General features: G+C 64.4%; 17 protein-coding genes and 1 tRNA gene. 8 read left to right on the top strand and 10 right to left on the bottom strand.

Going from position 1 to position 13,382, the window contains the following annotated elements; all coding sequences use genetic code 11:
* Window positions 1-117 precede the first annotated feature (117 nt).
* The 4 genes from AC13CR_RS07880 to fabI form a co-directional block, all read right to left on the bottom strand.
* Window positions 118-855, bottom strand: coding sequence for a PRC-barrel domain-containing protein (locus tag AC13CR_RS07880; protein ID WP_293767001.1), 738 nt, complete (start codon window positions 853-855; stop codon window positions 118-120).
* 251 nt (window positions 856-1,106) lie between these two features.
* The gene (gpt, locus tag AC13CR_RS07875; protein WP_292958296.1) at window positions 1,107-1,607 is read right to left on the bottom strand and encodes a xanthine phosphoribosyltransferase; all 501 of its coding nucleotides are present in this window, start codon (window positions 1,605-1,607) and stop codon (window positions 1,107-1,109) included.
* 13 nt (window positions 1,608-1,620) lie between these two features.
* Window positions 1,621-2,235, bottom strand: a complete 615-nt coding sequence (locus AC13CR_RS07870; protein WP_292958294.1) for a LysE family translocator — start codon at window positions 2,233-2,235, stop codon at window positions 1,621-1,623.
* Between the two features lie 39 nt (window positions 2,236-2,274).
* On the bottom strand, window positions 2,275-3,102 hold the full coding sequence (fabI, locus tag AC13CR_RS07865) for an enoyl-ACP reductase FabI (protein WP_292958292.1): 828 nt from the start codon (window positions 3,100-3,102) through the stop codon (window positions 2,275-2,277).
* 91 nt (window positions 3,103-3,193) lie between these two features.
* On the opposite strand from fabI, the gene pdxH reads away from it, so the two are divergent.
* The 4 genes from pdxH to AC13CR_RS07845 all read left to right on the top strand — a co-directional run bounded on the left by pdxH (window position 3,194) and on the right by AC13CR_RS07845 (window position 5,207).
* Entirely contained in the window at window positions 3,194-3,808 is a 615-nt protein-coding gene (pdxH, locus tag AC13CR_RS07860; protein ID WP_292958290.1) for a pyridoxamine 5'-phosphate oxidase, read from the top strand.
* Window positions 3,809-3,978: 170 nt separating this feature from the next.
* On the top strand, window positions 3,979-4,581 hold the full coding sequence (locus tag AC13CR_RS07855; protein ID WP_292958288.1) for a cold-shock protein: 603 nt from the start codon (window positions 3,979-3,981) through the stop codon (window positions 4,579-4,581).
* Window positions 4,568-5,089, top strand: coding sequence for a DUF192 domain-containing protein (locus AC13CR_RS07850; protein ID WP_292958286.1), 522 nt, complete (start codon window positions 4,568-4,570; stop codon window positions 5,087-5,089). Before AC13CR_RS07855 ends, AC13CR_RS07850 begins: the two co-directional genes overlap by 14 nt.
* A gap of 41 nt (window positions 5,090-5,130) precedes the next feature.
* Window positions 5,131-5,207, top strand: a tRNA-Pro gene (locus AC13CR_RS07845).
* A gap of 221 nt (window positions 5,208-5,428) precedes the next feature.
* On the opposite strand, the gene AC13CR_RS07840 is transcribed toward AC13CR_RS07845, so the two are convergent.
* Together AC13CR_RS07840 and AC13CR_RS07835 are read right to left on the bottom strand one after the other, a co-directional pair.
* On the bottom strand, window positions 5,429-5,905 hold the full coding sequence (locus AC13CR_RS07840) for a disulfide bond formation protein B (RefSeq protein ID WP_283646777.1): 477 nt from the start codon (window positions 5,903-5,905) through the stop codon (window positions 5,429-5,431).
* Complete coding sequence (locus AC13CR_RS07835) at window positions 5,902-6,480, bottom strand: YqaA family protein (protein ID WP_283646776.1); 579 nt, start codon at window positions 6,478-6,480, stop codon at window positions 5,902-5,904. The genes AC13CR_RS07840 and AC13CR_RS07835 overlap by 4 nt, the downstream gene beginning before the upstream one ends.
* Before the next feature lie 172 nt (window positions 6,481-6,652).
* On the opposite strand from AC13CR_RS07835, the gene ypfJ reads away from it, so the two are divergent.
* A complete protein-coding gene (gene ypfJ, locus AC13CR_RS07830; RefSeq protein ID WP_292958282.1) occupies window positions 6,653-7,516 on the top strand; it encodes a KPN_02809 family neutral zinc metallopeptidase in 864 nt (287 codons plus the stop codon).
* Between the two features lie 138 nt (window positions 7,517-7,654).
* Here ypfJ and AC13CR_RS07825 read toward each other — a convergent pair whose 3' ends face one another.
* Window positions 7,655-7,840 carry a hypothetical protein gene (locus tag AC13CR_RS07825; RefSeq protein ID WP_292958280.1) on the bottom strand — a complete coding sequence of 62 codons (186 nt, stop codon included), beginning with the start codon at window positions 7,838-7,840 and terminating at the stop codon, window positions 7,655-7,657.
* A gap of 66 nt (window positions 7,841-7,906) precedes the next feature.
* On the opposite strand from AC13CR_RS07825, the gene AC13CR_RS07820 reads away from it, so the two are divergent.
* Window positions 7,907-8,380 (top strand): type II toxin-antitoxin system RatA family toxin, encoded by a 474-nt coding sequence (locus AC13CR_RS07820; protein WP_292958278.1) that lies wholly within the window; start codon window positions 7,907-7,909, stop codon window positions 8,378-8,380.
* Complete coding sequence (locus AC13CR_RS07815) at window positions 8,377-8,757, top strand: DUF4870 family protein (RefSeq protein ID WP_292958276.1); 381 nt, start codon at window positions 8,377-8,379, stop codon at window positions 8,755-8,757. The genes AC13CR_RS07820 and AC13CR_RS07815 overlap by 4 nt, the downstream gene beginning before the upstream one ends.
* A 63-nt stretch (window positions 8,758-8,820) precedes the next feature.
* On the opposite strand, the gene metK is transcribed toward AC13CR_RS07815, so the two are convergent.
* The 3 genes from metK to AC13CR_RS07800 form a co-directional block, all read right to left on the bottom strand.
* Window positions 8,821-9,999 carry a methionine adenosyltransferase gene (metK, locus tag AC13CR_RS07810; protein WP_292958274.1) on the bottom strand — a complete coding sequence of 393 codons (1,179 nt, stop codon included), beginning with the start codon at window positions 9,997-9,999 and terminating at the stop codon, window positions 8,821-8,823.
* A gap of 4 nt (window positions 10,000-10,003) precedes the next feature.
* A complete protein-coding gene (gene ahcY, locus AC13CR_RS07805) occupies window positions 10,004-11,410 on the bottom strand; it encodes an adenosylhomocysteinase (RefSeq protein ID WP_292958272.1) in 1,407 nt (468 codons plus the stop codon).
* A 281-nt stretch (window positions 11,411-11,691) separates the two neighbouring features.
* Window positions 11,692-12,363 carry a TetR/AcrR family transcriptional regulator gene (locus AC13CR_RS07800; protein WP_292958270.1) on the bottom strand — a complete coding sequence of 224 codons (672 nt, stop codon included), beginning with the start codon at window positions 12,361-12,363 and terminating at the stop codon, window positions 11,692-11,694.
* Window positions 12,364-12,611: 248 nt separating this feature from the next.
* Here AC13CR_RS07800 and AC13CR_RS07795 point away from each other — a divergent pair.
* A protein-coding gene (locus AC13CR_RS07795) for an IS5 family transposase (RefSeq protein WP_292958393.1) occupies window positions 12,612-13,369 on the top strand; the annotation gives its coding sequence in 2 pieces (ribosomal slippage) (window positions 12,612-12,948 and window positions 12,948-13,369; 759 coding nt in all).
* Window positions 13,370-13,382 lie beyond the last annotated feature (13 nt).

The following is a 13,382-nucleotide window of genomic DNA, read 5'->3' as shown; positions in this document are numbered from 1 at the left end:
CATGACCGGGCCGGCCCCGGTTGGCGCATGGCTGACCGATCGCTTGCGGCGCAACCGCGATCGCAAAAAAAAAAACGGCCCCGAAGGGCCGCTTCAATCATTACCTAACCGCAGGCCCTAGTTGCTGGCCGGCTTCTCTTCGGTCGTCATGCCGCCATCTGCCGGCGCCATGCCATCGGCCGGGGCCGCTGCACCATCTGCCGGCGCAGCACCATCAGCCGGAGCCGCTGCCGGATCAGCCGGAGCCGCTGCCGGGTCGGCCGGAGCCGCTGCCGGATCGGCCGGGGCCATCGCCGGATCGGCCGGGGCCGTTGCCGGGTCGGTGGCCAGCGTGCCACCAGCCGCCGGCGCGTTGGCACCCGGAGCCGCCTCACGCTCGCGGAACACGTATTCCGGCGCCGCATCGGCCTCTTCCTTGGTCAACTCGCTGGTGATCTCCTGCGCGTCATAGTTGACCTTCAACTGATCCCAGGGCACGGCGATCTGTTTTTCACCGATGCCCAGGAAGCCGCCCACACCGATGATCGCCGCGATCATCGTTCCCTGTTCGGCGTCCACGATCAGATCGTTGATGTCACCGATTGCGGTGCCGTCGGGCGCCGTGACCGAGGTATTGGTGATCCAGTCCAGCCGCAGTTCGTTCGGCGCCTGTTCCTGCGCGACCTTGCCGCTGGCGGCAACATCCGCGGCTGCGGCTGCAGCCTGATTGTCGGCCGCGGCGGGGTCCGCGGCCGGATCGGTCGTCATCGGTGCGGCCGCGCCATCAGCGGGCGCTTGGGTATTGGTATCCTGCGCAAGAACCGGCGCAACGCCGAGGGGCAGGATAAAGGCTGTGGTCAAAAGAAGCTTACGCATGTCTTCCTCCATTGGTTTTACCAGCACGACCGATCAATCCGTGCGACCGGCAGGCGCTTCGAAGGACTAATGTCGGTCGACGTGACCCGGTTCCTGCGTTTTGTAAGAGATGGGCAGGATTCTGCCCGTCCCGGCAGGAAAAGCCATGCGGCCGGCCCCTTCAGGGGAAGGATCTCGCGTCGCACTTCAACCAGATACGCTGGTGTCAAGAGGCCGGCATCGCCATCCCGCGCCCCTGCCATGACGGGTTTTCAGTCCTCGCCCCGGTAGGGCTGGACATATTGCAGCGCCATGTCCCACGGAAAGAAGATCCAGGTGTCCTGGCTGACCTCGGTGATCCAGCTTTGCACCATCGGCTTGCCCTTGGGCTTGGCATAGACGGTGGCGAAATGTGCCTTGGGATACATCTCGCGGATCAGTTCCAGGGTGCGGCCGGAATCGACAAGGTCATCGACGACCAGGATCCCGTCGCCATCGGCCATCAACCCGTCATCGGGGCGTTTCAGAACCTCCAGCTGGCCCTGGCCCGCCTCGGCGCCGATTCCGCGGTAGGATCGAATCGAGATCGTGTCGATGGTCCGGATATCCAGTTCGCGCGCAACGATCATCGCCGGGACCAGTCCGCCGCGTGTGACTGCCACCACGGCGCGCCATTCGGTGCCGTCCAGCCGCCAGGCCAGGGCCCGCGCATCGCGGTGCAACTGATCCCAGCTGACGTGAAAACCCTTTTCGTGCGGCAAGCGGTCCATCATCGCGTCGTCTCCTTCAATGGCGCAGGATCAGGGACAGGCCCAGAAGACCGATGGCCAGACCCGCGCCGCGATCGATCCAGAATTTCGCGGCATAATAGCGCCGCCGCAGCCAAGGCAAAGCCATCATGCTGGCCAGGGCGGAATAGAAGCCAAGTTCCACCGACACCGCTGTCAGATAGACCGCGCCCTTGTCCAGCGCCGACAGCGGCGGGGGAAAGATCGACAGGATCACGGCGGAATAGAACAGCGCCGGCTTGGGATTGGACAGGTTGAGCGCGATACCGGCGGCGAACCCGGTTCCGCGCCGCCCGCCGGCCGGGCCGGGCAAGGGATCGGCCGCATGGCGCCACATCCTCCAGGCGATCCAGATCAGATAGGCACCGCCGGCGATCTTCAGCGCGGTATAGGTCCAGGGCATCAGCCCGAACAGCATCGTTAGACCCAGAAGCGAGAACAGGCACCACAGCGAAGCGCCGAAGGCCAGCCCCCAGCCATAGGGCATCGCGCGGCCCCGACCCAGGGCGAAGGCGCTTTGGCTGACCGCGATCACGCCGGGGCCGGGCGACAGGATCGCCACCGCCAGCGTGGCCGTGAACAGCACAAGCTGATCTGCCGAAACGCTGTTCATCAGCCTTCTTCGTTGCCCAAATACCCCTGACCCGCCGGATCAGTCCTTTTTGACGGTGGCGATATCGGGCGCGTCAACCGCCTTCATGCCGACGACATGATAACCCGCATCGACATGGTGAACCTCGCCGGTGACCCCCTGGCCCAGTCGCGACAGCAGGTAGAGGGCGGAATTCCCGACATCCTCCTGCGTGACATTGCGCCGCAGGGGTGAGTTCAGTTCGTTCCACTTCATGATATAGCGGAAATCGCCGATACCGCTGGCCGCCAGTGTCTTGATCGGCCCGGCGCTGATCGCGTTGACGCGGATTCGGTCCTTGCCCAGATCCTCGGCCAGATAGCGGACCGAGGCTTCCAGCGCCGCCTTGGCGACGCCCATCACGTTGTAATGCGGCATGACCCGTTCGGCGCCGTAATAGGTCAGCGTCAGGATGGAACCGCCATCGGGCATCATCGCGGCCGCGCGCCGCGCGACGGCGGTGAAGGAATAGACCGAGATGTCCATCGTCTTCAGGAAATTGTCCCGCGTCGTGTCGGCATAGCGGCCACGCAGCTGATCCTTGTCGGAAAACCCGATGGCGTGGACCAGAAAATCAAGGCGGTCCCAGCCATCGGCCAACCGGTCGAACAGCGCGTCCACCGACGCCTCGTCGCCCACGTCGCAGGGCAGCACGGTCGTCGAGCCAAGCTGCCCCGCCAGCGGATCGACGCGCTTTTTCAGCGCCTCGCCCTGATAGGAAAAGGCCAGGTCCGCCCCTTCCGCGGCCAGGGCCTTGGCGATGCCCCAGGCGATCGACTTGTCGTTGGCCAGTCCCATGATCAGGCCCCGCTTTCCGGCCATCAGACCGCCCTGATGCTCGCTCGACATGTGGGACCTCTCGCCTTTTCAACTCGTTGTGATAGTGCTTAGGCCAAAGGCTTGGCAGCATCAAGCGTCAGGAAACACGAGGGATCACAAGATGACGGATCGCAGCGGCATCTTTGCGGGCGAGGACCCGTTCGACATCGCGCGGACATGGCTGGACGAGGCGAAGGCGGTCGAGCCCAATGATCCCGACGCCATCGCCCTGGCGACGGTGGATGATGAGGGAATGCCCGATGTGCGCATGGTCCTGCTGAAGCAGATCGAGGGCGCCGGGACCAGGGGCGCGTTCGTCTTCTACACCAATTACGACAGCGCCAAGGGCCGCCAGATTGCGCAGAACGGCAAGGCCGCCTTCGTCATGCACTGGAAATCACTGCGTCGCCAGATTCGCGTTCGCGGCGCCGTCACCCGCGAGGACGGTCCGCAGGCCGACGCCTATTTCGAAAGCCGCGCCCTGCAAAGCCGGCTGGGGGCCTGGGCCTCGCATCAGTCGCAGCCGCTTGACAGCCGTGCCAGCCTGGTTTCGGCCGCGGCGAAGCAGGCGCTGCTGCGCGGCCCCTCGCCGGCGCGCCCGCCCTTCTGGGGCGGCTTCCGCATTCATCCCCGACAGATCGAGTTCTGGGCCGACGGCGCATTCCGTCTGCACGACCGCTTCTGCTGGCGGCTGCAGGCAGATAATCGCTGGTTTGTCACGCGCTTGTCGCCTTGAGGCTTGACGCATGAGGTCTTCGGTATAAGGCTGGGAATGCCTCGCGTTGATTTGACCCGCTTGAAATCGGAGCGCCTTCATGTGACCTGTGCGCGCCCCATATCTGGAGAACCGACAAGGTTGCCGGTTTGACGTTCTGAAACAAGCGCATTGCGCGGAATGAAATGACGATGAGTGATGAAAACGGTGCTGTTTTGCAAAAAGGCCTGGTCAAGTGGTTTGATCCGGGCAAGGGATACGGCTTCATCCTGAACGAACAGGGGGGCGCCGACATTCTGCTGCACGCCAACGTGCTGCGGAACTTCGGGCGGTCTTCCGTCGCCGATCAATCGCTGGTCACCTTCTATGTCCAGCCGACGGCGCGTGGCCTGCAGGCCTCCGAGATCGTCTCGATCGAACCGCCGGAATCCGACGGAACGGCGCCGATCGCCGATCTGGACAACGGCATCATCGAACATCTCGACCAGTTGCCGCTGCATCCGGCGCGGGTGAAATGGTTCGACAAGTCCAAGGGTTTCGGTTTCGCCAATATCTTCGGCCATCCCGAAGATGTCTTCCTGCATGTCGAGGTGCTGCGCCATTCGGGTTTTGCCGACCTCGCCATCGGCGAAGCGATCGCACTGCGCGTCGTGGAAGGGCCGCGGGGCCTGATGGCCGCGCAGATCGCAAGCTGGGATCAGGGCATGACGACACAAGGGGGTGGCAGTGCCGAGATCCCGGGCCCTTTTGTCGATGACTCAGACGAGGCGCTGCTCGCCCATGTCGCGGAATAGACCGGTCGCGACCGCGCTTCTCCTGCTGACGATGATGAGCGCCGTGACCGCGCAGCCTGCGGTGGCTGCGCTGGAACCTGCGGCCTGCGCGCAGGACGTGGCTCTGTTCATGACCCCGGACGGAGCGCGCGCGGTCCGTGTCGAGATCGCCGACGATCCGCAGGAACGCGCCCGGGGCCTGATGTTCCGGGAATCGCTGCCAGCGGATACGGGGATGCTGTTTCTTTACGAAACGCCACGCGAATCCAGCTTCTGGATGAAGAACACCTATCTGCCGCTGGACATCGTCTTCATGGATGCGCGCGGCGTGATCCGCTACATTCACCGCAATGCCCGGCCGCTGGACGAGACCCCGATACCCGGCGCCCTGGCGGGCGATCCCGATCCGCTGCGGCTGGCGATTCTGGAAGTCGCGGCAGGAGAGGCCGACCGTCTGGGACTGGCTACGGGTCAGCCGATGGCCTATCCGGCGCTGGACCAGGGTCAGGCGGCCTGGCCCTGTCGTTAGGCCTTTCCCCGGCCGGCGCGATCCGCTAGAAGCCGCCTCGTCGGGGCGTAGCGCAGCCTGGTAGCGCGACGGTTTTGGGTACCGTAGGTCGGAGGTTCGAATCCTCTCGCCCCGACCACCATTCGCATTCCGACGCAGAGGGCATCAGTCCCCTTCGCCCCACGATAGGACCTGCCGGTATTGCTGCGCAATGGCTCGGGTCTTGCCCGCTGCCAGAGGTCAAATACCTTGGGCGTGCCGCATCACGACCATCCGGAATGATGGCATGCCCGAACAGAAGGCGCGGCGCGCGCTGTGAAGCGGCTGCGCGCCAGACGAAGGGCCGCAGCAAGTCCGACCCTAGATTGATGAACGGCCCGCGCGGGCAGCCATGCCCCAGATTGCCGCCAGCCCTGCGGAAAGGATCGCGTTCCAGCTGGCCATGGACAGGCCCACAAAGCGCCACACGACCTCGTCGCAGCGCACGACCGGGGCGGTTTTCAGCTTTGCCGTCAGATCTTTCAACGACATCTTCGCGAAGTCGGTCACCCCGCCCGAGCATTGCGACGGCCCCGGCCACCAGCCGATTTCGACCCCGGTGTGATAGATGGCAAGGCCCATAGCAACGGCTACCGCTGCCATCCCCAGCACGGACAGCGGTCGCACCCATCCGGTCAGCCAGATCAGCGCGCCGATCACCACCGCCACGACATGCGGCCAGCGTTGCAGGATGCACAATTCGCAGGGAGCATAGCCGGCGGCCTGAAATCCTAGCGCGGCGATCAGCAGGGCCGCCGAACCCGCGGCGGCCAGAAGGGCAAGTCTTGTTCCGGTCACAGATACCTCAACGCGGCAAAACCGCCGATCAGCGCAGCCATGAACAGGGTGAAAACCAGCCCAAGCCGACGCTCTATGAAGTCGCGGATCGGCGGGCCAAAGCGCCACAACAGCCCCGCGACGATGAAGAACCGGCCCGCGCGACCGATGATCGAGGTCAGGATGAACAACGGCAACGAAAAGCCGACGGCGCCCGAAAAGATCGTGATGACCTTGAACGGAAAGGGCGTCAGCGCCGCGAACAGCACCGCCCAGCCGCCATAATCCGCAAAGCGCGCGGCAAGCTGGGCATAGGCATCCTGCTTGCCATAGGCGGCCAGAACCGCCTGACCCAGGCTGTCCATCAGCGCCGCGCCGATCCAGTAGCCCAGCATCGCGCCCAGCACCGACCCGGCGGTCGCGATCAGCGCGACGGCCATCGCCTTCGAGCGACGCGCCAGAACCATCGGGATCATCAGCACATCCGGCGGAATCGGAAAGACCGAGCTTTCGATGAAACTGACGCCGAAAAGGGCGGTCATGGCATGGCGATGGGCCGAAAGCCCCATGGTCCAGTCGTATAGCCTGCGCAGCATTGCATTCCCCTTCGGATCGAAACGCTGCATCCTCTGCCGGGCGCGTGGCGTCAAGTCACTTCCGCGCCGCTCGCGTGCCCCGCGACCGTCCGCACGGCGCGAAAGCCGGGAACCGGGCGGGGTAAGCGGCGTTCGGCACAAGGGACCGCAGATCCTCGGAGGAACCCGTCGGATGAAATGGCAAGGCAGGCGCGGCAGCAGCAATATCGAGGATCGGCGCAGCATGGGCGCGACCGGGGCCGGCGGCATCGGCGTCGTGGGAACGCTGGTCGTGCTGGCCGTGGGATATTTCTTCGGCGTCGATATCACCCCTGTGATCCGCCAGATAGACCAGAGCCAGAACCAAACCCAGCAGGGGCGCCAAGGCAGCGTGCCGCTGACGCAAGAGGATCAACGCTGGGGCGATTTCGTTTCGGTCGTGCTGGCCGATACCGAAGAGGTCTGGGCCGGCATTCTTCCCGAACAGGCCGGCATGGATTACCGCAACCCGACCCTCGTGCTTTACGGGGGCGTGGTGCAATCGGCCTGCGGCGGCGCCTCGGCGGCAATGGGGCCGTTTTATTGCCCGAACGACCAGAAGGTTTATCTGGACACCGATTTCTTCAATCTGATGGCGCAGAAGATGGGCGCGGGCGGCGATTTCGCCTATGCCTATGTGATCGCCCACGAGGTCGGCCACCACGTGCAGAATCTTGTGGGCACGCTGTCGCGGGTCAACGCCAGCCGCCAGCGCATCAGCGAACGGGATTCAAACGCGCTGTCGGTCCTGACCGAGCTTCAGGCCGATTGCTATGCCGGGATCTGGGCGCGGCAGGCGCGGGATCGATTCGGATCGCTGGAACAGGGCGATCTGGAAGAAGCGGCCAATGCCGCCCGCGCGGTTGGCGACGACGTGATCCAGTCCGGCGCCGGACGGACGCCGGTGCCCGACAGCTTTACCCATGGCAGCGCCAGGCAACGCCAGACATGGCTGATGCGTGGTTTCGAATCAGGCGACATGGCGCAATGCCAGACATTCAGCGAGGCCGGACCCTGAGGCCCGCCACGCAGCCGGAAAGGAGGATGACATGTTGATAACGATCGGATTGCTGGGACTGGCCGGGCTTGCGGCCGCCCACGCTGCGCAGCCGCGCCCGCGCCGTGTGCGGGCGGATGCGCCCCGCCATTGATCTCACTACCGGGGCAGTCGCAGGCCGCGACCGTTCTGCATCTGCGCCCAGTCGGGCCACAGGTCCAGCCATTCCAACGCCAGGATGATCAGTCCGGCCGCCACGATCGCGAGAACCAGCTTGACCATCCGGGCGCTTGGCGGGTGCCGCGCCCATCGCGATGCGCGAAGAAACCAGATCAGGTTGTTCATTCCCGGCCTCGCCTGCTAGATGCGCAGAGCCGACCAGACAACGCGCCCAAAGACAAGAGCCCCGCCTTGCCGCAACACCAGGACAACCGCGACCTTCCCTACAGCGCCCGCCAGATGTTCGACCTCGTCGCCGATGTCGAACGCTATCCGGAATTTTTGCCCTGGAACAGCGCCGCCCGCGTACGGTCGCGCCAGACCCGACCGGACGGCGCCGAGGAGATCGCGGCCGATCTTGTCATCAGTTTCAAGGTCTTTCGCGAACGTTTCGGCAGCCGCGTCGTGTTGTGGCCCGCCGATCCCCGGACCGGCGCCCTGAAGATCGACACCGAATATCTGGACGGCCCGTTCAGATACATGCGCAGCGGCTGGACTTTCCACGACCGTCCTGAAGGCGGCTGCCGGGTGGAATTCTTTGTCGATTTCGAATTTCGCAACGCCATACTGCAACGCCTGATCGGCGTCGTCTTCCACGAGGCGATGGCGCGCATCGTCCGCGCCTTCGAGGATCGCGCCCGCAACCTGTACGGAGCCCCGTCATGACCGATATGCCACCCCCGCCCGCAGCCGAAGCCGCGACCGGCCCCGGCGATCCGTTGCTGCCCGCGAAACTGATCTATGGGCTTTACGCCATCGGCTATGCGGTAGCGATCACGACACTGGTCGGGGTGGTTTATGCCTATATCGCCAGGGGCCGGCACCCGGTTCTGGACACGCATCTGACCTTCCAGATCCGGACGTTCTGGATCAGCCTGCTGATCGCGGTCCTGGCCGTCGTCACGATGGTCGTGGGCCTCGGCTTCCTGATCTGGGCCTTTCTTGCGGTCTGGGGCGTGATTCGCGTCCTGTCGGGCTTTCTGCTGGCCAATGATGGCAAGCCGGTCACCGGCACGAAATACTGGGGCATGATGGCGTTCTGAGAACGCGCGACCCGGCATCCCCGGCTGGCCGGTCCGGCATCCGGGGCAAAGCGCCCCGGCCGGTCAGCTCAGCGCCGCTTTCAGCGCCTCGGCGCGGTCGGTCCGTTCCCAGGAAAACGCCGTCGCCCCGGCCAGCGCATGGGGATCGCGGCCGAAATGGCCATAGGTCGCGGTCGGCCGATAGATTGGATGCAGCAGGTCCAGGTCGCGGATGATGGCGAAGGGGCGCAGGTCGAAGACCTCGCGCAGGGCGGCCACGATCCGCTCGTGCGGCACCGTCTCGGTTCCGAAGGTGTTCAGGCTGATCGAAGTGGGCCGCGCTTCGCCGATCGCATAGCTGACCTGAATTTCGCACCGGCTGGCCAAGCCGGCTGCGACGATGTTCTTGGCCACCCAGCGTCCCGCATAGGCGGCCGAGCGATCCACCTTGCTGGGATCCTTGCCCGAGAACGCGCCGCCGCCATGCCGGGCCATGCCGCCATAGCTGTCCACGATGATCTTGCGCCCGGTCAGCCCGCAATCGCCGACCGGCCCGCCGATGACGAATTTACCGGTCGGATTGATGAAATACTTGGTTTCGGGCGACAGCCATTCGGCGGGCAGGACCGGCTTGATGATTTCCTCGATCACTGCCTCGCGCAGATCGGCCAGGGTGATTTCGGGATTGTGCTGGGTGGACAGGACCACCGCGTCGATGGCCTCGGGCCGGCCGTCCGCACCATAGCGCAGCGTCAGCTGCGACTTGGCGTCCGGGCGCAACCAGTCCAGCGTGCCGTCGCGCCGGACCTTCGACTGACGTTCCACCAGCCGATGGGCATAGGTGATCGGCGCAGGCATCAGCACGTCGGTCTCGTCGCTGGCATAGCCGAACATCAGTCCCTGATCGCCCGCGCCCTGTTCCTCGAGGCTCTGGCGATCGACGCCCTGATTGATCTCGGGCGATTGCTTGCCGATGATGTTGATGACCGAACAGGTGGCGCCGTCAAAGCCGACATCGCTGCTGGTATAGCCGATATCGTTGATGACGCCGCGCACAATGGATTCCAGATCGACCCAGGCGCTGGTCGTGATCTCGCCCGAGATGATGGCGACCCCGGTCTTGACCATGGTTTCGCAGGCAACGCGGGCGCGCGGGTCCTCGGCCAGGATGGCGTCCAGGATCGCGTCGCTGATCTGGTCGGCGATCTTGTCGGGATGACCCTCGGACACGGATTCCGAGGTGAACAGCGAATATTCGGTCATGAGGTCAGTACCGGTAATGATCTGATTTGAAGGGCCCCTCGGGCGTCACGCCGATGTAATCGGCCTGTTCCTTCGACAGGGTGGACAATTTGACGCCGATCTTGTCCAGATGCAGCCGCGCGACCTTTTCGTCCAGCGCCTTGGGCAGGATATACACGCCCGGCTGGTAATCCGCGCCCCTGGTCCACAGCTCGATCTGGGCCAGAACCTGATTGGTGAAGCTGGCCGACATGACGAAGCTGGGATGGCCGGTGGCGTTGCCCAGATTCAGCAGACGGCCCTGGCTCAGCAGGATGATGCGGTTGCCCGAAGGCATCTCGATCATGTCCACCTGATCCTTGACGTTGGTCCATTTGTGGTTCCGCAGAGCCGCGACCTGAATCTCGTTGTCGAAATGGCCGATATTGCCGACGATGGCCATGTCCTTCATCGCGCGCATGTGTTCCAGCCGGATCACGTCGCGGTTGCCCGTCGTGGTGATGAAGATGTCGGCGCTGTCGGCCACGTCTTCCAGCCTCACCACCTCGAACCCGTCCATGGCGGCCTGAAGCGCGCAGATCGGATCGACTTCGGTGACCTTGACCCGCGCACCGGCTCCGCGCAGGCTGGCCGCGCTGCCCTTGCCGACATCGCCATATCCGCAGACCACGGCGACCTTTCCGGCCATCATGACATCGGTCGCACGGCGGATGCCATCGACCAGGGATTCCTTGCACCCGTACTTGTTGTCGAATTTCGACTTGGTCACACTGTCGTTCACGTTGATCGCGGCGAAGGGCAGCAGCCCCTTGCGATGCAGGTCGTAGAGACGGTGAACGCCGGTGGTGGTTTCCTCGCTGACGCCCCGGATCGCGTCGCGCTGACGGGCGAACCATCCCGGCGTTTCGGCCATGCGCTTGCGGATCTGGGAAAACAGCGCCTCTTCCTCTTCGCTGGCGGGGGTGTCGATCAGTTCCGTCTCGCCCGCCTCGACCCGCGCGCCCAGCAGGACATACATCGTCGCATCCCCGCCATCGTCGAGGATCATGTTGGCCGTGCCGCCGTCCTTTTCATTGCCCCCGAAGCGGAAGATCCGGTCGGTATAGGACCAGTATTCGGCCAGCGTCTCGCCCTTGATGGCAAAGACAGGCACGCCGGTGGCGGCGATGGCGGCGGCGGCGTGATCCTGGGTCGAAAAGATGTTGCACGATGCCCAGCGGACCTCGGCCCCAAGCGCCACCAGCGTCTCGATCAGCACGGCGGTCTGCACGGTCATGTGCAGGCTGCCGGCGATCCGCGCCCCGGCCAATGGCCTGGCCTCGCCATATTCGGCGCGCAGCGCCATCAGCCCGGGCATCTCGGTTTCTGCGATGTCCAGTTCCTTGCGGCCGAAATCGGCCAGCGCGATATCCTTGATGATATGATCGGTCACGGGGTTCTTGCTTTCACAGATCGCGGGTTGCCGAGGGCATAGCGCAAGCAGCCTGCAGGGGAAAGAGGCCGCGCCCTTCTGTGGAGGACCGATCCCCTGGGCCTTCACGCGGGCCGGCCTGCGGCAAAAAGGCTGCGACGGAACCCCAGATCCGCCGCAGCCCGGAAAGCGGCAGTGCGCTGCTCGCTTCCCGTCGGGTTCAAGCCTTTATTATGCCCGAAAAGCGAGAAGAAACATCCAAGCGCAATCGGATTGCCGTGACCCGGCGGACGTCACTGTGATCACGCGGGAATGTTCTGATTCCCGGAGCCGCGGGCGGGTACGCTGCCGCGCGCGGCACGATGAACAAAGTCACGCAGCGCCAGTTTGGCGATCCGGGCCGCCGAGAAACAGGGCACGTCCGGCAGCGTGTCGTGCAGCCGCCCCTCGACGATCATCCTGCCAAGCCCTATGACGAAGGCGTGCGAGGACAGGGCCATCAGCGGAATGTTCTCGTCCGGTTTCAGGCGGCCGGCATCGCGCGCACGTTCGAGGGTCCTGATCATCAGATCCACCATCGAATCGATATAGCGGCTGAGCTGCGGCGTCGCCTTGGCATTGAGAACACGTTCATCCTGCAGCAGGCGGAATTGCGAAGGGTTGGCGCTGGCCCAGTCGATATAGGTCTCGCCAAGCGCGATGAACTGGGCGACGGAATCGTCCGGGTCGACCTGAACGACCGCCTTCACCGACGAATCGATCAGCCATACCAGCGCCTGTTCGGCGGCGGCCACCAGCACGGAACGGTCGTCGGGAAAGATGCGATGCAGGTCCTTCGCCGGCACGCCGACCAGTTCGGCGATCTCGGCCATGGTCGGACGTCGCGACTGGCTTTCCTCCAGCAGATCAAGGGCCGCCCTGATCGAGCGACCGTGAAGACTGGTCCCGTCGGCGATGATCTGATGCTTGCTCATGTCCGCCTCGGCGCGTTCGCGTGATTCAGGGCGCAGGTCGCGGCCCGCACGGAAGACCGCAGCGCAATCGCCCCGAACCGAAAGCCGTGTTGCAGGGAAAACACACAATTCCGGTATGGGCAGGCTAACACGGAAAGGCGGTTCCGCAAACCTTCTAAATAGACAGTTTTACCTAGGGTCAGGACCCGTTAAACCTCTTGCGTGTTCAGCTTGCTTCTGAATCTCTGTCGGCATCATGGAGGTGCCGCATGAGCGATCTGTTTTGGCTGACTGAGGCGCAGATGGAGCGCCTCAGGCCGTTCTTTCCACTGTCCCACGGCAAGCCGAGAGTTGACGACCGTCGGGTGCTGAGCGGGATTATCTTCATCAATCGCAATGGTTTGCGCTGGAGGGATGCGCCCGCAGCCTATGGTCCGCCGAAGACGCTCTACAATCGTTGGGTCCGTTGGAGCCGGTTGGGTGTGTTCGCCTGCATCCTGACCGAATTGGCCGCAGCGGGGCGGGAGCGGGACACGCTGATGATCGATGCCACTCACCTCAAGGCGCACCGGACGGCCGCCAGCCTGCGGGGCAAAAAGGGGGGCACAGTCGCTTCATTGGGCGCAGCAAGGGCGGGCTGAACTCCAAGTTGCACACCGTGGCCGACGGAAAGGGGCGTCCGATCGGGATGTTCCTGAGCGCCGGCCAGACCAGCGACTACATCGGGGCGCGGGCATTGCTGGCGTCGCTGCCGACGGCAAAAACCCTCCTGGCGGATCGCGGCTACGACGCCGAGTGGTTCCGCAACGCCTTGATCGAACGGGACATCCAGCCCTGCATCCCGTCCCGCAAATGCCGTAAAGCGCCGATCCCGCATGACGCCGTCCTCTACCGCGAACGTCACCGGATCGAGAACGCCTTCGCCCGCCTCAAGGACTGGCGCAGGATTGCCACCCGCTACGACAGATGCGCCGATCTGTTCCTCTCAGCCTGCGCCCTCGCAGCCGTCGTCATGTTCTGGCTATGAGTCCTGACCCTAG

The sequence above is a fragment of the Paracoccus sp. L-17 genome (assembly GCF_056857655.1).
The sequence above is the reverse complement of the archived record's forward strand: the minus strand, read 5'-3'. Positions and strand labels throughout refer to the sequence as shown.

Coding starts and splice junctions, on each gene's coding strand:
- metK (WP_292958274.1), bottom strand. CDS start 9,999: ATGACCGAATATTCGCTGTTCACCTCGGAATCCGTGTCCGAGGGTCAT.
- AC13CR_RS07815 (WP_292958276.1), top strand. CDS start 8,377: ATGACCGATATGCCACCCCCGCCCGCAGCCGAAGCCGCGACCGGCCCC.
- pdxH (WP_292958290.1), top strand. CDS start 3,194: ATGACGGATCGCAGCGGCATCTTTGCGGGCGAGGACCCGTTCGACATC.
- AC13CR_RS07855 (WP_292958288.1), top strand. CDS start 3,979: ATGAGTGATGAAAACGGTGCTGTTTTGCAAAAAGGCCTGGTCAAGTGG.
- ypfJ (WP_292958282.1), top strand. CDS start 6,653: ATGAAATGGCAAGGCAGGCGCGGCAGCAGCAATATCGAGGATCGGCGC.
- gpt (WP_292958296.1), bottom strand. CDS start 1,607: ATGATGGACCGCTTGCCGCACGAAAAGGGTTTTCACGTCAGCTGGGAT.
- AC13CR_RS07880 (WP_293767001.1), bottom strand. CDS start 855: ATGCGTAAGCTTCTTTTGACCACAGCCTTTATCCTGCCCCTCGGCGTT.
- AC13CR_RS07835 (WP_283646776.1), bottom strand. CDS start 6,480: ATGCTGCGCAGGCTATACGACTGGACCATGGGGCTTTCGGCCCATCGC.
- AC13CR_RS07800 (WP_292958270.1), bottom strand. CDS start 12,363: ATGAGCAAGCATCAGATCATCGCCGACGGGACCAGTCTTCACGGTCGC.
- AC13CR_RS07870 (WP_292958294.1), bottom strand. CDS start 2,235: ATGAACAGCGTTTCGGCAGATCAGCTTGTGCTGTTCACGGCCACGCTG.
- AC13CR_RS07850 (WP_292958286.1), top strand. CDS start 4,568: ATGTCGCGGAATAGACCGGTCGCGACCGCGCTTCTCCTGCTGACGATG.
- AC13CR_RS07825 (WP_292958280.1), bottom strand. CDS start 7,840: ATGAACAACCTGATCTGGTTTCTTCGCGCATCGCGATGGGCGCGGCAC.
- fabI (WP_292958292.1), bottom strand. CDS start 3,102: ATGTCGAGCGAGCATCAGGGCGGTCTGATGGCCGGAAAGCGGGGCCTG.